Origin of the sequence: Gloeocapsa sp. PCC 7428, from assembly GCF_000317555.1 — a bacterium.
Classification (GTDB): domain Bacteria; phylum Cyanobacteriota; class Cyanobacteriia; order Cyanobacteriales; family Chroococcidiopsidaceae; genus Chroogloeocystis.
The window spans coordinates 4,314,383-4,337,877 of the sequence record NC_019745.1 but is presented as its reverse complement, the minus strand read 5'-3'; the positions used below and the strand labels follow the sequence as shown (position 1 = coordinate 4,337,877).

The 23,495-nt window shown below is 42.9% G+C and carries 20 protein-coding genes; 11 read left to right on the top strand and 9 right to left on the bottom strand.

All coding sequences use genetic code 11. The features are described from left to right. Positions 1–8: 8 nt before the first annotated feature. Positions 9–446: a hypothetical protein gene (locus GLO7428_RS19125; RefSeq protein WP_015190225.1), complete on the bottom strand. Its 438-nt coding sequence runs from the start codon at positions 444–446 to the stop codon at positions 9–11. A 343-nt stretch (positions 447–789) separates the two neighbouring features. Here GLO7428_RS19125 and GLO7428_RS19120 point away from each other — a divergent pair, with 343 nt between their 5' ends. After that, on the top strand, positions 790–1,611 hold the full coding sequence (locus GLO7428_RS19120) for a helix-turn-helix domain-containing protein (protein WP_015190224.1): 822 nt from the start codon (positions 790–792) through the stop codon (positions 1,609–1,611). A 22-nt stretch (positions 1,612–1,633) separates the two neighbouring features. On the opposite strand, the gene bchM is transcribed toward GLO7428_RS19120, so the two are convergent. The 3 genes from bchM to GLO7428_RS29515 form a co-directional block, all read right to left on the bottom strand. Continuing rightward, the gene (gene bchM / locus GLO7428_RS19115; RefSeq protein ID WP_015190223.1) at positions 1,634–2,317 is read right to left on the bottom strand and encodes a magnesium protoporphyrin IX methyltransferase; all 684 of its coding nucleotides are present in this window, start codon (positions 2,315–2,317) and stop codon (positions 1,634–1,636) included. Between the two features lie 128 nt (positions 2,318–2,445). Beyond that, positions 2,446–3,618, bottom strand: coding sequence for an N-acetylglucosamine-6-phosphate deacetylase (nagA, locus tag GLO7428_RS19110; RefSeq protein ID WP_015190222.1), 1,173 nt, complete (start codon positions 3,616–3,618; stop codon positions 2,446–2,448). A 59-nt stretch (positions 3,619–3,677) separates the two neighbouring features. Beyond that, positions 3,678–3,806: a hypothetical protein gene (locus GLO7428_RS29515; protein ID WP_255348354.1), complete on the bottom strand. Its 129-nt coding sequence runs from the start codon at positions 3,804–3,806 to the stop codon at positions 3,678–3,680. Here GLO7428_RS29515 and purE point away from each other — a divergent pair. The 3 genes from purE (at position 3,805) to GLO7428_RS19095 (ending at position 7,752) form a co-directional block, all read left to right on the top strand. Then, a complete protein-coding gene (gene purE, locus GLO7428_RS19105) occupies positions 3,805–4,323 on the top strand; it encodes a 5-(carboxyamino)imidazole ribonucleotide mutase (protein WP_015190221.1) in 519 nt (172 codons plus the stop codon). The two genes, GLO7428_RS29515 and purE, sit on opposite strands and share 2 nt — an antisense overlap. A 410-nt stretch (positions 4,324–4,733) precedes the next feature. Continuing rightward, positions 4,734–6,359, top strand: coding sequence for an ammonium transporter (locus GLO7428_RS19100; RefSeq protein WP_015190220.1), 1,626 nt, complete (start codon positions 4,734–4,736; stop codon positions 6,357–6,359). Between the two features lie 169 nt (positions 6,360–6,528). Next, complete coding sequence (locus GLO7428_RS19095; RefSeq protein ID WP_015190219.1) at positions 6,529–7,752, top strand: 4-hydroxy-3-methylbut-2-enyl diphosphate reductase; 1,224 nt, start codon at positions 6,529–6,531, stop codon at positions 7,750–7,752. 190 nt (positions 7,753–7,942) lie between these two features. On the opposite strand, the gene GLO7428_RS19090 is transcribed toward GLO7428_RS19095, so the two are convergent. Next, positions 7,943–8,836 carry a mechanosensitive ion channel family protein gene (locus GLO7428_RS19090; protein ID WP_015190218.1) on the bottom strand — a complete coding sequence of 298 codons (894 nt, stop codon included), beginning with the start codon at positions 8,834–8,836 and terminating at the stop codon, positions 7,943–7,945. Between the two features lie 305 nt (positions 8,837–9,141). Here GLO7428_RS19090 and GLO7428_RS19085 point away from each other — a divergent pair, with 305 nt between their 5' ends. Beyond that, positions 9,142–10,566 carry a carotenoid oxygenase family protein gene (locus GLO7428_RS19085; RefSeq protein ID WP_015190217.1) on the top strand — a complete coding sequence of 475 codons (1,425 nt, stop codon included), beginning with the start codon at positions 9,142–9,144 and terminating at the stop codon, positions 10,564–10,566. A gap of 285 nt (positions 10,567–10,851) precedes the next feature. Here GLO7428_RS19085 and GLO7428_RS19080 read toward each other — a convergent pair whose 3' ends face one another. Further along, positions 10,852–11,328: a hypothetical protein gene (locus GLO7428_RS19080; protein WP_015190215.1), complete on the bottom strand. Its 477-nt coding sequence runs from the start codon at positions 11,326–11,328 to the stop codon at positions 10,852–10,854. Between the two features lie 317 nt (positions 11,329–11,645). Here GLO7428_RS19080 and hemJ point away from each other — a divergent pair, with 317 nt between their 5' ends. The 6 genes from hemJ (at position 11,646) to GLO7428_RS19050 (ending at position 17,300) form a co-directional block, all read left to right on the top strand. After that, a complete protein-coding gene (gene hemJ / locus GLO7428_RS19075; RefSeq protein WP_015190214.1) occupies positions 11,646–12,212 on the top strand; it encodes a protoporphyrinogen oxidase HemJ in 567 nt (188 codons plus the stop codon). A gap of 39 nt (positions 12,213–12,251) precedes the next feature. Then, the gene (locus GLO7428_RS19070; RefSeq protein WP_015190213.1) at positions 12,252–13,376 is read left to right on the top strand and encodes a class I SAM-dependent RNA methyltransferase; all 1,125 of its coding nucleotides are present in this window, start codon (positions 12,252–12,254) and stop codon (positions 13,374–13,376) included. Positions 13,377–13,455: 79 nt separating this feature from the next. Beyond that, complete coding sequence (miaB, locus tag GLO7428_RS19065) at positions 13,456–14,817, top strand: tRNA (N6-isopentenyl adenosine(37)-C2)-methylthiotransferase MiaB (RefSeq protein ID WP_015190212.1); 1,362 nt, start codon at positions 13,456–13,458, stop codon at positions 14,815–14,817. A 126-nt stretch (positions 14,818–14,943) separates the two neighbouring features. Beyond that, positions 14,944–15,246 (top strand): hypothetical protein, encoded by a 303-nt coding sequence (locus tag GLO7428_RS28620; RefSeq protein WP_015190211.1) that lies wholly within the window; start codon positions 14,944–14,946, stop codon positions 15,244–15,246. A 56-nt stretch (positions 15,247–15,302) separates the two neighbouring features. Beyond that, positions 15,303–16,415 carry a D-alanine--D-alanine ligase family protein gene (locus tag GLO7428_RS19055; RefSeq protein WP_015190210.1) on the top strand — a complete coding sequence of 371 codons (1,113 nt, stop codon included), beginning with the start codon at positions 15,303–15,305 and terminating at the stop codon, positions 16,413–16,415. A gap of 147 nt (positions 16,416–16,562) precedes the next feature. Beyond that, a complete protein-coding gene (locus GLO7428_RS19050; protein ID WP_015190209.1) occupies positions 16,563–17,300 on the top strand; it encodes a hypothetical protein in 738 nt (245 codons plus the stop codon). A 38-nt stretch (positions 17,301–17,338) separates the two neighbouring features. Here GLO7428_RS19050 and GLO7428_RS19045 read toward each other — a convergent pair whose 3' ends face one another. The 3 genes from GLO7428_RS19045 to GLO7428_RS26180 all read right to left on the bottom strand — a co-directional run bounded on the left by GLO7428_RS19045 (position 17,339) and on the right by GLO7428_RS26180 (position 23,299). Further along, a complete protein-coding gene (locus GLO7428_RS19045; protein WP_015190208.1) occupies positions 17,339–18,775 on the bottom strand; it encodes a hypothetical protein in 1,437 nt (478 codons plus the stop codon). A 329-nt stretch (positions 18,776–19,104) separates the two neighbouring features. Beyond that, positions 19,105–20,670, bottom strand: coding sequence for a hybrid sensor histidine kinase/response regulator (locus tag GLO7428_RS19040; RefSeq protein ID WP_015190207.1), 1,566 nt, complete (start codon positions 20,668–20,670; stop codon positions 19,105–19,107). A 34-nt stretch (positions 20,671–20,704) separates the two neighbouring features. Next, complete coding sequence (locus GLO7428_RS26180) at positions 20,705–23,299, bottom strand: PAS domain S-box protein (protein WP_196797397.1); 2,595 nt, start codon at positions 23,297–23,299, stop codon at positions 20,705–20,707. Between the last annotated feature and the right edge of the window lie 196 nt (positions 23,300–23,495).

Genomic DNA, 23,495 nt, shown 5'->3' with positions numbered 1-23,495 from the left:
AGCAAACTTTATTTTACAGGCGTTTGTTGCAACTGTTTCAAGCCGTAAATCTCTAAAATCATGAAGGTGAAAACAGCGATCGCACTTGCTGCAATCAAGTCTTTACCTGCTAATGTCAGTACACTATCGAAGGAAAATAACAAAACGACACTCGTAATAATCCAATCAACTTCGATTAAAATAATTGCCCACACAGCAATTGCATTAATCGGGCGATACGAAGCAACTGCGTAAACGCCAATTCCCACCAAAAATATCCCAATTCCTAAAATTTCTAACTGCTGAGGTAACGTCAACCCGAACATAACAAATGCATGAGATGTTAATAGTTGCGCGATCGGTTCAGATGCTAGTAGCAAAATGATACCGCTAAGAACGCACGCAAAACTATCAAGTTTCAAGGTTGTTTCTAAAGATGGTGTGGTAGCTACAACTTTTTTAAGCATGATTTTGAAGATAGAAGGTTTACACAGCGGCTGATATGACGCTTTTGAACCGCTTACCCTGAATTATTGAAGCTAAATTGAATAGAATCAATTACCTCATAGGTAATAAAAGTGATAGACTTCAAAAATCGCAGCTATACACAATAGACCTCCTGCATGAAGAGAATCGCGAATAAATTCGTTAGCTAAATAAGCCCTATCCACCTCCGTGTACTACGGCTAAGGCATGTCTTACCCTCTCAAAAATCTTGTTTTAGTGTAGGAAGGTACACTTTGCCTAGATAGCCCCCAACTTTAGTCGCAGGGCATCTGTGATTCTACCAATCAAATTCACGCCAATCCGATGCCACAATCAATTGAAAATAGACACAATTCATTTGGGCAGTTTTTGCGACAGTGGCGCGATCGCCGAGGTTTAAGTCAGCTTGATTTAGCAGTCATGAGCAATGTTTCGCAGCGACACATTAGCTTTTTAGAATCTGGACGCGCCAAGCCCAGTCGAGCGATGATTTTAGAATTAGCGACGGTGCTGGATATTCCCTTAAGAGAACAAAATGTGATGCTTACCGCCGCCGGATTTGCACCCGTATACTCCGAAAGCGATCTGCAAGATCCGCAAGTCGAACCAATTCGCAAAGCTTTAGACTTTATCTTGCACAAACAAGAACCATATCCAGCAGTCGTTATAGATCGGTATTGGAACCTACTACAAAGTAACCGCGCTGCCACAAATTTGTTAAATTTCTTAATTGATCCTCAAATCTTACAACCTCAATTTGAGTGCATCAATTTAATGCGCTTGATGTTCAATCCGCAGGGATTGCGCCCTGTGGTTGCCAACTGGCAAGAGGTTGCAGGACATTTGATTCGTAGAGTGCATCGCGAGGCAATTGTCGAGGGACAAAGTGAAAAATCAATCGCGTTACTTAACGAACTCCTGGCTTATCCTGATGTGCCGCAATCATGGCGCGATCTCCAGTGGGAGTGGCACGCGCCATTACTGACAGTGAGTTTTATTAAGGGCGATCGCCAATTTAATTTCTTCTCAACGATCGCCACTTTAGGAACGCCTTACGACATTACACTTCAAGAATTACGAGTGGAATGCTTATTTCCCGCAGATGATATCACCGCAGAAAATATGAGAAAACTACAAGCAGGATAGTTCACTCATACGTCAACAAATATCAACTACGAACGGCTTCTAGAATACGCGAAAAGTAAAAGCGAGTGCGTGTCATTGCTTGTCGTTGAATTGTAAAACCTTGGCTATTGAGAATCTTTATGACATCAGCTTCTTTGTGTAAATAAGCACGAGTCGCTTTACTTGGTCCAGGAAAGAAACTGCCAATCTTTTTGAGTAAACTTAAAGCAGGAGTTTTAGGCGCAAAGCTGAGAATCAAGCGTGATTCAGACAACGAACACAAATGCGAAATCATTTCTACTGCTTGCGCTTGTGGATAGTGAATCAGCACATCTAAACAAATGACACTGTGGTATTTGCCGCTGAGGTGTTCTAAATCTTGCACCGCAAACGTAAGATTGTCTGTGTTAGCTAATTCCGCCGCAGCGCGATCTTTAGCTTCCTCCACCATTTTCTCTGAAATATCACTCGCAAAAACTTTAGCACCAGCTTGCGCTAAGGGAATACTCAGACTTCCCACACCACATCCCGCATCGCAAATCGACATTCCCGCTAAGTTATCGTCTTGCAACCAGTTGAGAACTGTTTCGACGGTTTGCTGATGCCCGTTACGGATATCAAGTTGTACTTTATTGACTTCACCATCGCCATAAATCCGTCGCCAGCGATCGAACCCTGTAGAGTTGAAGTAATCTTTAACAATTGTTTTATCGTCTGCTGCGTTCATAAAACTAGATTTATCATGAGTCCCCAACGCTTTAACTTATCACGGGTTGGTGACTGAGAGCAGAGGGGCAGAGGAAGCAGGGGGAGGGGTGAGTTACTTTCTTCAATTCAAAACTCTTTACGAGAAACTCAAAACTCACCACTAGCCACTAATCTGCACCAAGTTAATTCTTTTGTTGTCTCATTCCAACGCCAGCGTAGTAATTGTGTTGCGGAATTGCCGATGAATTCTGGTAAGTGAATTGCTTTACGAGGTGCTGTTGTAGCAAGCGCGATCGCACTTTCGACATCACAAATATCCCAACGTACCAAGTTTTGAACTCCTACGAGTAAAGGCAGTGTTGTTCCGGCTAGCGTACCGTCAGCTAATCTCGCAGTCCCACTACTAACTGTAATTTGGCGCGTATCCCAAGGATAAGTTCCATCAGGTAATCCTAGAGGTGCTAAAGCGTCACTCACGAGAAAGATTTTTTGTGCATAACCGCTTGCTTTCAACAAAATTTTCAACATTGTGGGGCAAACGTGCTGTCCATCGGCAATTAAACCACACCACACCCCAGGATACACGATTGCCTCTCCTAACAATCCTGGTTCGCGATGATGCAGCCCTGGCATCGCATTAAAAGCATGAGTTACCATTGTTGCACCTCGATCGAACGCGCGTTGTGCTTCTTTTGCAGTGGCTTGTGAGTGACTGAGGCTGATGGTGATGCCAAGCGAACGCAGATAAGCGATCGCATCCCCAGTTGCGTCTAATTCGGGTGCTAGGGTTATTACTTTAACAATCGATGCATAGTCACCAACAACACGCTGAACGTTTTCAATCGTCAGCGGTAATAAATATTCAGCTGGATGCGCGCCGCGCTTCTGGTAATTCAAAAATGGTCCTTCTAGATGCACTCCCAAAATTTTGGCTTGCTGCGGTTCATGCTTTTGCATAAATTCGCCAATAACAGCAAGCGATCGCTGAAAATTGTCAATCGAAGTTGTCACCAAAGTGGGTAAAAAACCATCAACTCCCTGTTGCCACAAAAATTCACAAACCGCCGCTAACTTAGAAAAATCTTGCGCTTGAATTTCCGGAAAAGCTAGCCCTAGTGCCCCATTAATCTGTAAATCAACGCCGCCCAAAGACAGCCAATCGCCTGCAACATCTAAACCCTGCGTCGATGATATTGCTTCAGGCATCGGTAAGATCTGAGCGATCCTACCCTGCTCAACACAAATTTGCTGTAAACCTCGATAACCTGGTAGCCGTGCATTAATGATATTCAAATTAGCGATCGCCGTTAATGTTGCCATTACTTGTATCAAAAGACATTGCAGGGGTCAGAGTTAGTAAGCTTCTAAGTATGTTCTAGCTATCCCTTCAATATATCTTTAAAATCTTCGTGTCCTTTGAGCCTTGGTGGTTCGTTTTTAATATAAACTTCATACGCAACAAAAAAATCCCACTCTACAACTAACCTTAAGCCCTTGTAGGCAGTCATGACTCAACCACTCATTGGTATTATTATGGGCAGCGATTCCGATTTGCCCACGATGAAAGAGGCGATCGCGGTTTGTTCTGAATTTGATGTCGCGTGCGAAGTTGCGATCGTGTCAGCACACCGCACGCCCGAACGCATGGTAGAATACGCCAAATCTGCCCATCAACGCGGGATAAAAGTCATTATTGCGGGTGCCGGTGGTGCGGCGCATCTCCCAGGGATGGTTGCGGCGTTAACTCCTTTACCCGTGATCGGAGTTCCCGTTCCTAGCCGCCATTTACAAGGAGTTGACTCGCTGTACTCGATTGTACAAATGCCTGCTGGTATTCCTGTAGCGACGGTGGCGATCGGCAATGCGAAAAATGCCGGATTACTCGCGGTGCAAATTCTCGCAACGCACAATCCGGCGCTATTGCAACAAGTGCAAGCGTACCGCGCCGGCTTAACGACAATGGTGATGGAGAAGCAAGCCAAGTTAGACGAACTAGGCTATCAAAAATACTTATCTAATTTGTAATAAAACGTATCAGTCAAAAACGATGCATTTTCTGCATAATTTTGACATAAAGAACACAAAGAATTGCTTTTTCCTAGTTTCTTTATGCTTTTCTGCTGTTGGCGGACGTTTACTAAGCTTTGGTTTTTGTTCCAAACTAGCAAAAGTAATCTGCGAGTAACTGTAATTAATTATACAGATTGCTAGCTTAAAAAAATACAAAATCAAAGTCTCAAAACTATCAATAATTCTGCTGAGAACTCATCTCGTAACCTAGTCAGGGGCAGGAATTATTGAACTCTGCTTGAGCAAGGAGACTGATAGATTGAATACATCTATTGGTGCCGCTTGTGCAGCTTAACTAAAAGCATAAATAGCTATCACATTAGAGCTTTGGATGTGTTTTCGCAGTTGAAGGATCGGTTCAAGGAATGAAGCTAAAATTAAAGCAAAAGAAAAGATGGAGAGATCAAAGGCGACCATTATCAGCAAGTCGGTACGCTAGCTCCTCGGTAAGGACAAATACATTTTTTGCACAGTTGCACAAAGCAATCAAGCGGCTATCTCCTACCTGGCGAGCCTGCATTCCGCTGTCAATTTTTATTGTCTTAGCGTGGGGCTATGCTGCTGTTGCGCAAGATGCGCCTGCTGCAAGTCCAGATCGAACAACCCAAGATTTACTCGATCTCCGAGTTGGCTTAGATACCTTGTGGGTGTGTGTAGCTGCGTTTCTAGTTTTCTTTATGAACGCTGGTTTCGGAATGTTAGAAACTGGCTTTTGTCGTCAGAAAAACGCGGTCAACATTCTGGCGAAAAACTTGATTGTGTTTGCGCTGTCTACGGTTGCATTCTGGGCAATCGGCTTTGCGCTGATGTTCGGTGACGGCAATGCTTTCTTTGGTACAAACGGCTGGTTTTTAACAGGTGCTGATAATAGCCCATCAACAGGGGATGCGTACCAAGGCGTTTTTAGCGCTTTAAACTGGACGGGCGTACCCTTAGGCGCAAAATTCTTGTTCCAGTTGGTATTCGCTGGAACTGCGGCAACGATTGTTTCTGGAGCCGTTGCTGAGCGCATCAAGTTTATTGACTTTTTGATTTTTAGCCTTTTACTTGTAGGAATCGCCTATCCTATCACAGGTCACTGGATTTGGGGTGGCGGTTGGCTTGCAGATGCTGGCTTTTGGGATTTTGCCGGTTCAACCGTTGTTCACTCAGTCGGTGGTTGGGCGGCGCTCATGGGAGCAGCGATCTTAGGTCCCCGTTTAGGTAAATACCAAGATGGTGTTTCGGTCGCAATGCCAGGACACAACATGAGTATTGCGATGTTGGGTTGTCTGATTCTGTGGTTAGGCTGGTTTGGGTTTAACCCTGGTTCGACGATGGCAGTTAGCCCCAGTATTGCCCATATTGCCTTAACAACAAATATTGCAGCGTCAACAGGTGGAATCGCGGCGACAATCGTTGCTTGGGTATACCTAGGTAAGCCTGACCTGTCAATGATTATTAACGGCATTTTGGCAGGATTGGTAGGAATTACTGCGGCTTGTGCATACGTGAGTTTGCCTTGGGCAGCTGTTATCGGTTTCATCGCGGGGATTATTGTTGTCTTCTCTGTTACTTGGTTTGACAAAATCCGCATTGATGACCCTGTGGGTGCTACCTCTGTTCACCTCGTTTGTGGTATCTGGGGAACGCTGGCGGTTGGTCTATTTGCCGAAGGTCCTGGCGGAGTGTTGAATCTTTACGAAGAAGGTGCAGGTCCGTTACGTGGCTTGTTGCTTGGTGGCGGATTCGGAGCGTTATTGCCGCAAATCATCGGTGTTCTCTCGGTGGGTGGCTTTACTGTTTTAATTACAACGATTTTCTGGTATATCCTGAAGGCTACTTTAGGAATTCGCGTCACACCACAAGAAGAAATCGAAGGTCTGGATATTGGCGAACACGGAATGGAAGCGTATAGTGGTTTCCTCAAAGAAGCCGATGCTAGCGGGATGGCTGACCCTAGTGTTTATGGTGCAACACGACGTCCTGGGGATGTGTCTAGTACTTACTAATGTTGGTTAACGTCCTACTTGTCATTTCTCCATAATTTCTTAACCGTCGCACATCTGCGGCGGTTTTTTGTTGACTTCAAGCATCAGTATTTTATCGACAGCATCAAATTAGCAGCTAAGCATTTTATGATCGAGTGTGAGAAGCATCAGAGTACGAGGCAACACCTGCATGGATACAAAAGCTTTTAAGCGATCGCTCCAACATTCAGAAAACTACCACCGTAAAGGATTTGGACATCAAGCTGAAGTCGCCACGCAGCTGCAATCAGAATATCAAAGCAATCTTGTGCAGGAAATTCGCGACAATAACTACACGCTGCAACGCGGTGATGTCACGATTTATTTAGCGAAAGCCTTCGGTTTTTGCTGGGGTGTCGAACGGGCTGTCGCGATGGCGTATGAAACTCGTCAGCACTTTCCTCAAGAAAGAATTTGGATTACTAACGAAATTATTCACAATCCTTCAGTGAATCAGCGCCTACGCGAAATGCAAGTCGGATTTATTTCGGTAGAAGACGGCAAAAAAGACTTTTCGGTTGTTGAATCAGGAGATGTTGTTATTCTTCCGGCTTTTGGTGCAAGTGTTCAGGAGATGCAACTATTAAATGACAAAGGCTGCACAATTGTTGATACAACTTGCCCTTGGGTCTCTAAAGTTTGGAACACTGTAGAAAAGCACAAAAAGGGCGAATACACCTCGATTATTCATGGTAAATACAACCACGAAGAAACGCTAGCGACGAGTTCGTTTGCTGGGAAATACTTGATTGTTTTGAATTTGGCACAAGCTGAGTACGTTGCCAATTACATCCTTAATGGCGGTGATAAAAACGAATTTTTAGCGAAATTTGGTCGCGCTTGTTCCGCAGGATTCGACCCCGATCGTGACTTAGAACGTGTTGGTATCGCTAATCAAACAACAATGCTTAAAAGTGAAACCGAGCAAATTGGTAAACTTTTTGAACACACCATGTTGAAAAAATATGGTCCTACTGAGTTAAACGACCATTTTCAAAGCTTCAACACGATTTGCGATGCAACGCAAGAACGCCAAGACGCGATGTTTGAGCTAGTCGAAGAAAAACTAGACTTAATGGTTGTGATTGGCGGCTTTAATTCTTCTAACACGACGCACTTGCAAGAAATTGCAGTAGAACGCGAGATTCCGTCATATCATATCGACAGTGCCGATCGCATCGGTCCAGGTAACAGGGTAGAACACCGACAACTCAGCGGAGAATTAGCAGTCGCAGAAAATTGGCTACCAGAAGGCGCGATCGCGATTGGTATCACTTCTGGCGCTTCTACTCCTGATAAAGTTGTAGCCGACATTGTTCAAAAAATATTTGATATCAAACTCAGCTTAGCCACAGCGTACAGTAATTCTAACTAAGCTACAAAATATCGAATATCAACAGTTCAAGGGCGATCGCCAAGCGATTAAGAGTCTGACATACCAAGCCGCGATCGCTCTGACTCGTAGCAGTTGACAGCGAAGAGAGTGTGGGAAGACTTTGTCAACTATCAACATAGTTAAAAACCATTGACAACTCAAGCGCAAAATTTCACATAAAATCTTACTACTAATTGATTTGAGAATCAGCACAATCTTTAGCTGGATAGTGGTCATTAAATTGTTCTTGGTTGTAATAGTAAAGCGTCCGAATTGGATAAGGAATATTAATTCCCGCTTGATCGCACGCTTGCTTTAGCGCAATAATCACTCGCGTTCTCGTTTGGCGTACCTGAATTTTTTGCGGCGCACTCCAGTAACGCACTACTAACTCAATCGCACTATCACCAAAGGCAACTGCATCAACTTCTGGTGATGGGCTTGGTAAAACACCTTTGACTTGTTTAACAGTTTCAAGCAACAAATCAATCGCACTTGCTAAATCAGTATTATAGTCAACGCCTAACTCTAAATCAGTTCGACGGTGTGGCATTGCAGTCAGTACCTGCACCGAACTTGTAAACACGATCGCATTCGGAATAAGTACGCGTTCTCCTTGATAAGTTCTAATTTGAGTCGAGCGAATCGTAATATCTTCTACCGTTCCTTCTGAACCATTCACTATTATTTGATCTCCCAATCGAAAAGGTTCATTTAAAAGTAGCAACACCCCTGCCAGAAAATTTTTGAAAATATCTTGAAAAGCAAAACCAAATGCGACTGAACTCAAGCCAAGTAAACCAATAATATCACCCAAGCGCAAATCTGGAAACGCAATGACACACGCGAGGAGAACACCCGCTACCCAAGTTGCAACATGAGTAATCTGAATAAGAAGCGATCGCAACGATTGACTTTTAACCATTCGCTTTGTCGCCACATGAGTCATTCTGCGCGTAACATTTGCTGCATAACGTGTCAGAAAAAGGATAATAATTGCTGCCGCAAATGCTGGAAGTGCTTCAATAGTATTCCCTAACAATTGCAATAAACTTGATTTTACTTCTTGAATCAGAGCATTCATAAACTAAATTTTAATTGGCGTTTTTTATGATTCAACGTTTTTTAAAAACTACTTAAAACATATATTATTCCCAATTTCTTACGTACCAAATCAAGCTTTTTTCTACTCCTCTGTGCCAATGTGCTTTGTTCATATTTACTATACTGTTTTAGAATATCTAAATTAATAAATATAGCCTTAGAACATGATGTCAAATTCTCACAGTTTATATCTGATTTGTATAGGTAATTCTCAAGTAGCCACGAGCGAAAGAGCATTCTTGCTACCCTAGGGAAAGTCACCGCAGTATGCACACAAGCTAAAGAATGTACACAACAAGTAAACCAGCGACGCAAACTTGGGCAAAAGCGATCGCACAACCTGCTAAAGAATTTTCGCTGACGACTTTACCCATCCTCGCCGGTAAGGTTCCTGCGAATTTACGCGGTACGCTATATCGTAATGGTCCTGCACGACTCGAACGCGGTACAGCGCGCGTGGGACACTGGTTTGATGGCGATGGTGCGATTCTCGCAGTCAACTTTACTGACACTGAAGCTACAGCCTTATATCGCTATGTACAAACACAAGGTTATCAGGAGGAAGCCGCAGCAGGGCAATTCCTCTATGGTAACTATGGCATGACGGCACCAGGACCAATCTGGAATCAATGGTTTAAACCAATCAAAAATGCCGCAAATACATCTGTTTTGGCACTTCCTGATAAACTGTTGGCGCTATGGGAAGGTGGTAATCCATATGCGCTTGATTTGAAAACACTACAAACCTGGGGATGCGACGATTTAGGAGAATTAGAAAATAACTTACCCTATTCTGCTCACCCCAAAATTGATACTCAAACAGGAGAGATCTTTAACTTTGGTGTTACTCCTGGCTTGAATGCAACGCTGAACCTTTATAAAAGCGATGCTACAGGCAGAATTTTGAAACACGCAACATTTCCCCTCAAAGGCGTTCCCCTCGTGCATGATTTCGTCTTAGCAGGCGAGTATCTCGTATTTTTTATTCCTCCGGTGCGCCTCAATCCCTTACCGATTCTCGTCGGATTGAATAACTTTAGTGATTCGCTAGAATGGCAACCGCAACTTGGTACAGAGTTTTTAGTATTCGATCGCAATCTCGCGCTTGTTTGTCGCGGTGAAACTGAAGCTTGGTATCAATGGCATTTTGCAAATGGTTACGTAGACGATCGCGGTCATATTATCGTTGATGTTGTCCGCTATGAAGATTTTCAAACAAATCAATATCTCAAAGAAGTCGCCACAGGAGAAACGCATACTGTTGCGAAAAGTGCGCTGTGGAAAATATGTCTCGATCCGCGACTTGGCAAAGTGAGAGTAATGCAAAACATCTTAGATCGGCATTGTGAATTTCCGGTCATTCCTCCCCACGCCGTCGGAAAAGAACCACAGCAAATTTATCTTTCGGTACATCGCCCAAGTATTGATCCTCGCAAAGAAATGTTTGGGGCGATCGCGCGTTTTGACTATCAAATTCAAACATTAGCGATCGCCGATTGTGGTGAAAACCGCTACCCCGCCGAACCAATTTATGCTCCCGATCCCGAAAATCCCGATCGAGGTTGGATCGTTACAATTGTCTATGATGGTAATACTGATAGTAGTGAAGTTTGGATATTTGGCGATCGCCTCACTGAACCTCCAATTTGTCGCCTAGGATTACCTAGCGTAGTTCCGATGGGGTTTCATGGTACGTGGAAACCGGCGTAAAATTGAATAAACCTCCTGCGTGAAGAGAATCGCGAATAAATTCGCCAGCTGAATAAAAAAAATTCCACTGAGGTGGAATTAGCCATAAAAATCTTGTTTTAGTGTCCGAAGGGACACTTTGCTTAGATCGCCCTGAAGGGAGTCGAAGGGCATCTGTGATTCATGCAGGAGGTCTATTAGAAAGAGTCTCTATTATTCATTACTGACAAATGTTACGTGTGACATTTAATTATGCCCACCTACTTAGTAAGATTAATGTTGTCATGAAACTCTTTGTGGATGCAGTTACGACTTGGTCGCGGCGGGAACTGTATTATCAAGAAATGCTCTCCAGTTCTGTGGTTGCATGAAGTTTAAGTATTCTAATGCGAGGTCTGGCGGCAGAAATTCTAACATTAGTTTGTTCTCTACCCAGAATTCGATCACATGAAATGGACCGCGATTGTTCTGTCTAACTAACCAACCTTCGCGCGCGCCAATGTCTTCAATTTTTTCACGACTAACCGGAACTGAAATTGCTGCATGAACGGCGGTAAAGGGGCTAGATGAACTATTGTGTGAAAATGCTGCTTCTTGAACTCCAGGAATCAGTTCAGTTCCTGTAGGAAACAGTTCAATTGCTGTACCATACTCATCATCAGCAAGTACAATATAACTCCCTGGATGTGGTGGAAAAGGAAGTGACTGTCCGTTACAAACTTGCGCTAAGACGTCAGCAACATGAAGTGGACGATCAACTGCAATTGAAATATGATGAAGCATAAAAAATCAATCTCTAATAATAAATGTTGTAATTTTTAACTAATGAAGCATTGTGAGAGGGAGTGCGATCGCTTGCGTAAAATGTAGACTTTATCAGTGACTGGTGTTATTTGTTCTACAAGTAGCAATACGTAGTTTCCAGAATATTACTTAAGTCTTTATTTTTCTTAACAAATCCTAAAGACGAATTGTGAATAGGATTTGAGTTGAGTGAGATTAAGAGTTTCAAAGAAAACTAAAATTTAGAGAGTTATCAGGTTTAAAGTTTGGTTTGTACCCGAATGAAAAAGACCACATTTTAACAAAGATTTAGGAATATGGCTTATTACTGGTTTAAAGCATTTCATCTTGTCGGTATTGTTGTTTGGTTTGCCGGATTGTTCTACTTAGTGCGCCTATTTATCTATCACGTTGAGGCGAATGAACAACCAGAACCCGCCCAAACAATTCTCAAAAATCAGTACCAGCTGATGGAAAAACGGCTATATAACATCATAACTACACCAGGAATGCTGGTAACGGTAGCAATGGCGATCGGGTTAATCAGCACGGAACCGGAAGTTCTCAAACAAGGTTGGTTACATATTAAACTGCTATTTGTCGTCCTATTGATTGGCTACCATCACTATTGCAGTCGCTTAATGAAGCAATTAGCAAAAAATGAGTGTCGTTGGAGTAGTCAACAGCTACGTGCTTTAAATGAAGCACCTACAGTGTTTCTTGTCGCAATTGTGTTACTGGCGGTATTCAAAAACAATTTACCTACCGATATTACAGCGTGGGGTATTTTAGCGATGATTGTTGCGATGGCAGCCACGATTCAACTTTACGCCCGAAAGCGCAGACTTGATAAAGAAAAGCTCATGACACAACCGCAAGAGTAACTGTTAGGATGGGCTTTTGCCCATCTTAGTTTCAAGAATGTGAATAGCTATTTTGCAACCGTGCAACGCGGACTAGAACCCGTTGCCGCCTCTGAGTTAGAACGTTTAGGGGCGAAAGAGGTGCGTCCTGACTTTACTGGAGTGCATTTTGTTGGCGATCGCGCACTGCTATACCGCGTGAATCTTTGGGCAAGAACAATTTTTAGAGTCCTCGTACCTATTGGGGAATTTGACTGCCCTAACTCAGATATTCTCTATCAAGAAATACAAAAAATTACTTGGGATGAGTACCTCCAGCCTGACAGGACATTAGCAGTCACCTGTACAGGCGGCAATCAAAAACTCAACCACACGCACTTCACCGCATTACAGGTCAAAAATGCCATCGTAGACCAACAGCGCCGCAAATCAGGTCAAAGATCGAGCGTTGATGTTCAAAATCCTGATGTAGCGATTAACGTTCATATTCATCAAAATCGCTGTACTGTCAGTCTAGATAGTTCTGGTACGAGTTTGCATCGACGCGGCTATCGCCAAGCAATGGGTGCAGCACCCCTTAAGGAAACGCTTGCAGCGGCGCTTTTAGATATCGTTGAGTGGAATACCAATCTACCGTTTTTAGATCCGTTGTGCGGTTCAGGAACCTTACCCATCGAAGCGGCGTTAAAAGCTTTGAATATTGCGCCAGGTTTGTTTCGTCAAAAATTCAGTTTGCAAAACTTTCCTGATTTTGACCCTCAGTTATGGCAACAGCTACTCGCAGAAGCGCAAAAGAGTAGATTAGCAAAATTGCCTGCACCGATTTGGGGAAGCGATCGCGATCCGAATGTCCTCACTCAAGCACGTAGCAATGCCCAACGCTGCGGTCTTGAACATCAAATTCGGTTTGCTCAAACAGAATTGTCTCACCTCGAAGCGCCAGCCGATTGCGGAGTTCTTCTCTGTAACCCTCCTTATGGGGAACGTTTAGGAGATATTCAAGAACTAGGTACACTTTATAAATTGCTTGGCGATGTGTTTAAACAACGCTTCAAAGGTTGGACAGCGTTTGTTTTGACAGGAAATAAAGAACTAGCAAAAAAAGTGGGACTGAAAGCATCGCGGCGCATTCCCATCTATAACGGTGCTTTAGCGTGTACGCTACTTAAGTATGAACTGTATTAAGATGAGTGTCGCCAAGCATTGCCAACAAAAAATCTATAATTGAAATTTGGATGCTGTCTTCTATTTTGACTAGATCGCAATGACCACTTTTAACCGTCGCTACCACATCACTACTTTTGGTTGCCAGATGAACAAAGCCGACTCGGAACGGATGGCTGGCATTTTAGAAGACATGGGCTTTGAGTGGTCAGAAGATCCCTATCAAGCAGATTTGGTTCTTTACAATACTTGTACAATTCGAGATAACGCCGAGCAGAAGGTTTATTCTTACCTTGGTAGACAAGCAAAGCGCAAACACGAACACCCCGAATTAACGTTAGTCGTTGCTGGGTGCGTTGCGCAACAAGAAGGTGAATCGCTGCTGAGAAGAGTTCCCGAACTCGATCTTGTTATGGGACCGCAACACGCTAATCGCTTACAAGACTTACTCGAACAAGTTTTCGCGGGAAATCAGATAGTTGCTACCGAACCTATTCACATTGTTGAAGACATCACAAAGCCCCGCCGTGATAGTACGGTGACTGCTTGGGTCAATGTGATTTATGGTTGTAATGAACGTTGTACCTACTGCGTAGTTCCGAATGTACGCGGTGTGGAACAATCGCGGACGCCTGAAGCAATTCGCGCAGAAATGGTAGAACTAGGAAGACAAGGTTTCAAAGAAGTCACGTTGCTAGGGCAAAACATAGATGCTTACGGACGCGATCTACCAGGTGCGACGCCAGAAGGACGCCATCTGCACACATTAACTGACTTGTTGTATTACGTGCATGATGTGCCAGGAATTGAACGTCTGCGGTTTGCGACGAGTCACCCGCGTTATTTTACGGAACGTTTGATTCGTGCGTGTGCAGAGTTACCCAAGGTGTGCGAACACTTCCACATTCCTTTTCAATCAGGCGATAACGAAGTCCTCAAACAAATGTCGCGGGGCTACACGCAAGAAAAATATCGACGAATTATTGATACAATTCGGCGGTATATGCCTGATGCTTCGATTAGTGCGGATGCGATTGTGGGTTTCCCTGGAGAAACCGAAGCACAGTTTGAAAATACGCTCAAACTTGTCGATGATATTGGTTTTGACCACTTGAATACCGCTGCGTATTCGCCGCGCCCAGGTACGCCAGCCGCTGTGTGGGAAAATCAACTGAGTGAAGAAGTGAAAAGCGATCGCCTCCAACGGCTCAATCATCTTGTTGCAATTAAAGCATCCGAGCGTTCGCAGCGCTATCTCGGTCGAATTGAAGAAGTGCTAGTCGAAGACCAAAACCCCAAAGATCCCGCGCAAGTTATGGGGCGCACGCGTGGTAATCGCTTAACGTTCTTTCCTGGAAATATTGCAGAACTTAAAGGTAAGCTAGTACAGGTAAAAATTACCGAAATCCGCGCCTTTAGCTTAACGGGTGAAGTTGTTGTCCGGCAACCAGTCACAATTTGACCACAATAGCAATCATTTAGTTCAGGTCACGGGGAATGGAGAACGCGGTAATTGTTGATGAACCTTCTTTCCAATGACCAACCTTAAAGCGATCGCACGTTGAAGTAAAGCGTAAGAGGTCATAGCATGAAAATTCGTTTTCACCAAGAACCTACACGAGGACGGCAAAATAAGTGCCTAGTTTGTGGTTGTCTTTACCATCTCAAAACAGCAAGAGCATCAATATATAGCAACCAAGGCATTGAATACGGTGATATTTGCCCTGATTGTTTAGCATTAGGCGCGCAAGGCATTAAGTCGCGGCTACAAACGAATATTCAACGATTACGCGAATTTGCTGATGAACTAGAATCCTTATCGTGCGAGCCTGTACACTTACCTGGACTAGAAGCTGAATTTAGCGTCTATCGCAATCGCATGACGTCTTGAGCCTTCCCTATGGTACGCTATTGCCCAATGGGGAGCGCCTAAAAGGGAATTAGCCGATGAATAAATTGCGAGTAGGGTTGCTGTTTGGCGGTCGTTCGGGCGAACATGAAGTTTCAATTAGTTCCGCACGCGCGATCGCACAAGCACTCCTATCAGGTTCAAATCAACAAAAATACGAACTTCTGCCGTTTTATATTCAAAAGGATGGGCGCTGGCTTCCTGGAGACATTGCGCAGCAAGTTCTCGCGTCTGGTACTCCCCTCCAACTTGATGAATCAAATACGCAGCTACCGAGTGACAACTCAACATCGCTCCCAATTCCAACATCTCCCTATCTACCCGTTTCCTCAGCTTCGTCGCAGTCGCAAGTTGCCGATGTAGATGTCTGGTTTCCGATCCTTCACGGTCCGAATGGTGAAGACGGTACAGTCCAAGGTTTGTTGCAATTAATGCAGGTGCCCTACGTAGGTTCTGGGGTATTAGGTTCCGCGATGGGCATGGATAAAATCGCGATGAAAATGGCATTTGCCCAAGCTGGATTGCCGCAAGTCAAGTACATGGCAGTTAACCGCGCGCAAGTGTGGTCAAATCCTTGCGTGTTTCCTAAATTATGCGACCAAATCGAAGCAACGCTTGGTTATCCATGCTTTGTGAAACCCGCGAATTTAGGGTCTTCGGTTGGTATTACCAAAGTGCGATCGCGCAGTGAATTAGAAACAGCCCTAGACAATGCCGCTAGCTACGATCGGCGGTTAATTGTCGAAGCAGGCGTTGTTGCTCGCGAACTAGAGTGTGCGGTTTTGGGCAACGATAACCCCAAAGCTTCGGTCGTCGGAGAAATTACCTTTGAGAGTGATTTCTACGACTATGAAACAAAATATACTGCGGGTCGAGCAGCGTTGTCAATTCCTGCATCTGTACCAGAATCAGTCGCTGCGGCAATTCAAGAGATGTCGTTGCAAGCTTTTGCGGCTGTTGACGCGGCGGGTTTAGCACGAGTCGATTTCTTCTACGTTGAAGCCACAGGAGAAATTCTGATTAACGAAATCAATACATTACCAGGCTTTACAGCAACAAGTATGTATCCGCAAATGTGGGAAAAAAGTGGCGTTCCCTTCACAGAATTAGTCGATCGCCTCATCCAATTGGCATTAGAAAGACATCGTTAGTGGTTAGTAGTTAGTAGAGTAGGTGAAAGTAAATAGTTGTAACAACTTTTTACCCTATATCCTTGCTCTAAAAAGCTCTGACCTCTGACCTCCAGATCTATTAGATAATGAAAAACAAAACAGGGTGTATGCCGCTGACATTTAGCTATGGACGACAATCAGAGTACACAGCAGTCATCACAACAACGTAGTAATTTACAGTTGGCTCGTGCCAGACGGCGAGGATCAGCAAAATCATCTATCTTATTGAATTCGGTACTTGCCGTACTGTGTTCACCTTGGCTGCTTTGGCCTTTGCTGTGGTTAATTCTACTACTAGTCACTACACTTTCGATTTTCAGTTTAACTTTTGCTGGTTTTGTCGATCGCCCAGAATCAGCACCGCTTGTTGTCCAAGTACCTGATGCGGTCACTACTGGTAGCGATCGCCTTGTCATCTGGGTAGTTGGTGCGATTGTTATCTGTGCAGCTGGCTACTGGGTTGTCTTCCGACAATTAAAAGATTCATCACAGCCAAAAAGAAAACATCAACGCCGTCAGCGAAGATCGCGTAACCGCAAGCAGCAACTACAAATGCTGCAAGCGCAACAGCCCTCTGCGGTTCCTCGTATAGAACCACCTATTGTAATTGAACCAGAGATATCCCCAACACCTAAACCGCCTGTTGTCGAAGTCCCAGAACCTCACAGCGCCGAACCAACCGTTGTAGAGGTTTCAGATAGTAATGGTAGTCGTGAAGACCCAGTCATCACAATTTTGCCTCCAGAAAATGCTCAACAAGTCGATGTCGAAAAAGTCGCACTCGCAGAAATGATGGACATTCGTAAACGCCGTTCGCTATCTTCAATTTTGGGTAAAACTTACGATGAGGAAACAGAAGAGTGAATAGCTAATGTTAGCTTTAATGCTCATCTTACTACCCACTAACGACTAACCCTGCTGTCTTTTATAAGAAGGAGCGATCGCCAGTCGGTGATGGCTTTTTGATGCCATAGCCAATGACTCTCTAACTGCTGTAGTTGAAAGTTAATAGGATCTTCTGCTAAAACTTTTTCACGGAGCTTTACTGCTTCATTAATGAGTTTTGCTTGTTCGTTAGGCGGTCGATTCGGCACTGACTGCTGCAAGACTAATGCAAGTCCAGCATAGGTTGTGAGGAGTTCGCTGTTATCTTGCGTGACTGACGGTTGATTAGCTAAATATAATGCCTCAAACCATGCTTCATTAGCTTGACTCCAGTTGTCTTGTGCATAGTAGGCGAAGCCTAAAGCGTTGTAGTATTTTGTGTCAGACTTTTGTTTGACCGCAGCTTCCCAATAACGACGTGCTTGTTCTATTTGTGAAGATTGCCATGCCAAACGTCCACGCAGAAACAAAATTGTATCAGTATTAGCAGACGGCGGAACAACCTTCAGCACCTTTTCAGCATTTTGTAACGCGTTGCGGTTAAGTAGTTCTTCCACTAGGGGTTGTGCAGCGATCGCTTCTTTTCGATGCAACTGGGCGATCGCGATCGCCGTTATTTCTTGTGTACTCGCGGCTTGCCAATTACGCTTATTTAACCGATTCCACGCTAAGGATGTTAAAGAACTAGCAATTTGATTTGGTTGCTGATATTCCCACCATACGCTGGCGATCGCAACGATTGCCATCATGAAACTACCAATGACAAATGTCCTCCAGACACTTTCTGATTTGCCGCGCGGTGGCGGCGTAGTTTGAGTAGAAGTTGTAGGTATGGAAGCTTGTTCTTCGTTTGGAGTTGTCGGCGGCGATGCTGCAAGTTGGCTCAATATATTCGCAACAACAGCTGAATCTTCGGCATACGCGGGATCGCTCTCATCAATTTCGAGAAACGTATCATTCCATTCTTCCGCAAGCGATTCTTGCTGCATATCCTCGATGAGGTAAGCCAAATCGAGTTGTTCTAGATTTTCGGCTGCGTGTCTCCGGCTAATCTTCACAGCGATTTGAGGATTGGTAACTAAAAAGCGATCTGCTGTATAGAGAAGTTCCCACGGTAAATCTACTAAGCAACTCGCAGCAATTTCTATGTGTAATGCCAGTAGTACTTGTTTTTGCTGAGCTAAATTTTGTGCTACATTCCAACTCTCTGCAATTTTCCCTGTAAACAATGCAGCATAAAGTTGCTTTCCTAAAATAGCTAAGGTTGCATTTAAGTTATGGCGATCGCCTAGATATACAGCAGCTTTAATCTGCGCTGCATAACTTAACCAACTCTCTACATCCCACGCTCTAACTTCCTTGGCAATTGGCACTGTAGGCGGTACTTGTTCAGTATGTACTCGGTAAAGATGATGTCCAATAGCAGTTACGCAGAGGTGGAATTCTAGCGTCACAGTGGCTCCTATTGCCCGAAAAAAGGAAAAAAGTTCGCAACACAGGAAAATTTTGACTGTTTAATGATGGAACAGATGTTTTCTACCGCCCAATTAAGATTGCTAATTGTATGTTCCTGATTCTTTTTCACCTATTCCACAGATTTACTTTCTAAACGCAACTCTCTACTATTTGATCTTAACTAATTACTTAGATGCATTTTTATCAACAAAGTTTCTCTGGCTATCTAAGTTGTCATAAATCCGCAACTTACGTTATAATATATAGCCTATAAATTGACTTTCACTAACATTAACGACGCACAACAAATTTAAAATTAACCTATTCTTTAGATTTCATGATTTCCAACTAAATTAGTCAACGTGACAGTAAATGTTGTCCAACCTTGATCGCTGGTTACATCAATCGTTCCCTGCAAGTGTTCAACAAGCTTTTGCACCAAAGCAAGCCCTAAACCTGTTCCACCTTGTTGCCAGCGATCGCTTTGGGGAACGCGATAGAATTTTTCAAAGATTCGCGGTAATTGCTCTTGAGGAATTTCGGCTTGATTTTTAACGCTGAAAATCGTTTTTACTCTAGATAAATCTGTGTTTCTTGCCGCATCTTCGGGCGATCGTGCATCATCTTGGCTGACACTTAAGATTATCTTCCCACCTGCTGGAGTATACTTACACGCATTATTTAATAGTTCTGCTAAAATTCGCTCGATGCTAGCCCGACCAGAAACCAATGGTATTAAATTAGAGCTAATATTCATTTGCAGGATTTGTTGACGTTGTTCGCTGCGATGCACAAATGGCTCAATTATTTTTGCTAACCAATCGCTTAAATGAATTGCTTCAGCAAGTAGCGTTGGATAAGTTGCTAATTCGAGACGTTGTAAATCAAGCAAATCATTAATTAGCTCAGTTTCCCGCGTGCATTCTGCTTGCAAAATTTCCAAGTACCGCCGACTTTTTTCTATATTAGGTGCAAGAGATAGCATTTGAATTGCCATTTTCATATTGGCGATCGGAGTCCGTAATTCGTGCGAAACTGTACTTAAAAAATCATCTTTTAGTTGATTAAGTTTTTCTAGTTGAGCAACAAGCCTTTCTTGTTCAATTTGCTTTTGACGAGCTTCTTTTGCTTGCTTACGTTCTGTAATATCGCGAAATACTAATACTGCACCAGTGATATTTCCTTTATCATCGCGGATTGGTGCTGCGCTATCATCAATGGGAATTTCTATGCCATTTTTGGTAATCAAAAGTGTTTCTTCGGCGATTCCAACTGTAGTTCCTTGTTTTAAAGCTTGCACAATAGGACTGTCCACTTTTTGACCAGATATGCTATTCGTAATATTAAATATTTCTGTTGCATCTCTACCGTAGGCTTCCTCTTGTGTCCAACCTGTCAGCGATTCGGCTACAGGATTCATAAAAGTCACTGTTCCGCAAGCATCGCTAGTAATCACAGCATCGCCAATACTTTTGAGAACTGTGGCTAACCACTGTTCGCTTTGTCGAAGCTTTTTTTCAATTTGATGCTTCGTTAGTGTAATTTCAATTGTTGTTTTTAATTCTTTCTCTTTAAAAGGTTTTAAAATATACCCAAACGGCTCTGTTGCCTTGGCGCGTTCTAATGTGCTGTCATCAGCATTAGCGGTTAGGTAAACTATCGGAATATTCAAACCATTATAAATTACCTGCGCTACTTCAATTCCGTCAAGCTCTCCTTTTAAATGAATATCCATTAAAATGAGGTCAGGATTCTTTTCTGTCGCTTTATTGATCGCTTCCTTTCCCGAAGAGACGACACCAACAACAGCGTATCCAAACTTAGTTAGCCGATTTTGTATATCTTTGGCAACAAGAAGCTCATCTTCTACAATTAGGATACTTGCCTTACTCATTAGGAATACTTATCAAATTAAATAACTTTGACTATCAAAACTTAATTTTAAACTCTGTACCATTGTGACTATGAATATCCAAACTACCTTCTAATTGTTGAGTTAAAGCAGCGACAATTTGTAAGCCCAAAGAATCTGTATTGTTTGGATCTATGTTTTTTGGTAATCCTACACCATCATCTCTAATACTAAGGTGATATCGATCATCTATCGCAGACAGCTTAATGTATATGTTACCTTTTTTATTATTTGGAAAGGCGTGTTTTAAAGAATTAGAGATTAATTCGTTAATAATTAAACCACACGGGATAGCGATATCTAAACTCAAAAGAATGCGTTCAATATTAGAATGTAAAATAATTTTTTCAGAAGAAACATCATAAGAGCTAAACAAATTAGCCACTAAATTTTGAATATAATCTGGGAAATCAATCTTTGCTAAGTCTTGTGATTGATACAATTGTTCGTGAATTAGTGCCATTGAAGCTATACGGTTTTCACCCGCTTTTAAAATTTCTAGCGTTTGTTGATCTTCAATGTATCCTGACTGTAGGCTGAGAAGGCTAGAAATGATCTGCAAATTATTTTTGACACGGTGATGAATTTCTTTGAGTAAGACTTCTTTTTCAACAAGCGAAGCTTGTATTTGGTCGGCAATTTGCTTTTGCTTTGTAATATCACGGAGAATTCCACTAACGCGGATGACTTTACCCGCGCTGTCATAACTCACTTTTCCTTGATTAGCCATCCAGTGAATCGAACCATCAGGATGAACTAAACGAAATTCTGTGCTGTAGAGATTTCTATTCGCTGAAGTACATTGAAACCGAAGTTCTTGCAGCACGCGATCGCGATCTTCAGGATAGATTAAATTAAAAAACTCGGTCGCCGTGTTTATTTTTGTTTTTGACGGTAATCTGATCGCGCTATGTGCATTGTCAGAGTAACTAATTTCATCGGTTGAAGTATTCCAATCCCACGCTACCATATCAGCCGCACTCAGAGCAAAGCGCAAGCGTTCTTCACTTTGTCTTAGTGATTCTTCAACGCGCCGGCGCTCGTAAATTTCTGTTTTTAACTCTTCGTTTGCTTTTGCAAGTTGTGCTGTTCGATTTCTGACTCTAAGTTCTAATTCATCGTGCGCTTGTTGTAACGCGAGTTCGGCGCGATCGCGTTCTTGTTGCGTCTGAGCATTCTTGATGATGATCGAAAGATACTGCGTGATAACAATCAACGTACCAATTTCGTGATTACTCCACTTTCGCGGCTGCGCCGAATCAAAGCACAGCAAACCGATTAATTGTTTCGAGTATTGCAATGGAACGTCAACAAACGCTTGAATACCATAGGTACGAAACAAAGCACAATTTTGCGGAGAAAAGCGCAGATCCTGCGCGATATCTTCTACTACAATCGGTACATTCATTTGTATCGCTTGGAGATAGTCTGGCATTGTCTGCAAATCAAACGTGACTCCCTGAAGTGATGGTATTCCTTCGGGTTCTAGCGAATGAACGACCATCAAGGTGCCATTTTGATCAATTATCGAGTAAGCGACGCGTAGTGAAGGAAAACATTCGCTGATTTGTCTGACGGTACGTTTAATAATCTGTTCTACCGACATACCTAGCATCATTGCGGTTGAGATGCTATTAATCAGTTGCAGTCGAGTTTGACTATCTAATAAAGCTTCTTCAATTTGCTGGCGTTCAATAATTTCGTTGCACAGTTGCTCATTAGCGTTTTGTAACTCAAAGGTGCGGCTTTGGACTCTGAGTTCTAATTCTTCGTTAGCTTTTTGCAGAACCACTTCTACTTGATGATGTTCGGTAAAATCGTGAATAACTTTGGCAAAACCACGCAAGCAACCATTATTATCGCGTAACGCGGTAATTACGCAATTTGCCCAAAACCACGTACCGTTACTCCGTAGGTGCCACGTTTGCGCTTCCGCACGTCCTTGCGCGATCGCTTGTTCGATCTCATGTTGTGGTTTCCCACTTCTAATATCGTCAAGCGTGAATAAGGAAGAAAAATGTTTTCCTAAAATTTCTGCTTCTTTATACCCAAATAAGTTTTCTGCTCCCACATTCCAGCTAACGATGTTAGCATCGGCATCGAGCATAAATATTGCATATTCGCCAACACTTTCAACGAATAAACGAAAGCGTTCTTCGCTTTGTTGTAAAGTCTCTTGGTAGCGTAAAGCTTCTAACCTTCTCGTTTCGGCTTGTTGTTTGGTAGTATTTAATTCAGCAACGACATATGTTATTGCAGTTCCTTCAAAGATGAACAAGCCTAGACGAATACAAAAGCCTACAGTATCAACTAAGAAAGAATGAAACGGCGGAATGAAAAAATAATCGGCGCATAAAGCCGCTAAAACTGTCGCAAGTATTCCTGTTGTCCTACCGCCGTACCAAGTACTAACGACGATCGCAAAGAAAAATAATAAGAAGGGACTTTCATTATCAATGATTGGTGCAAGCAACAGTTTGACCAGTAGTGTGATTGCTATAGCTGCAACCGCTACACAATAGCGGCTCCATAGAAAATGCTTTCTTCTCCAACCATAAACACTCATATAACTAGCTTTAGTAGCACGACTAACAACTTTTGTTAGCAGCACTTTGATGCAGATATGCATCAATAGTAGGCTTTAGGATTTCTCCTAAGTTTTGTTCTATAAGTCTGATTTTCTCTGGATGCTCATTCAGTCTATAATTGTTAATTAATAACATTTTCCTCTTAATAATTATTTCATATTGTTTCATTAAGCATATCTACACAGTTTAATTATTTTGAGCGTAAATCTTCTGAAGTGA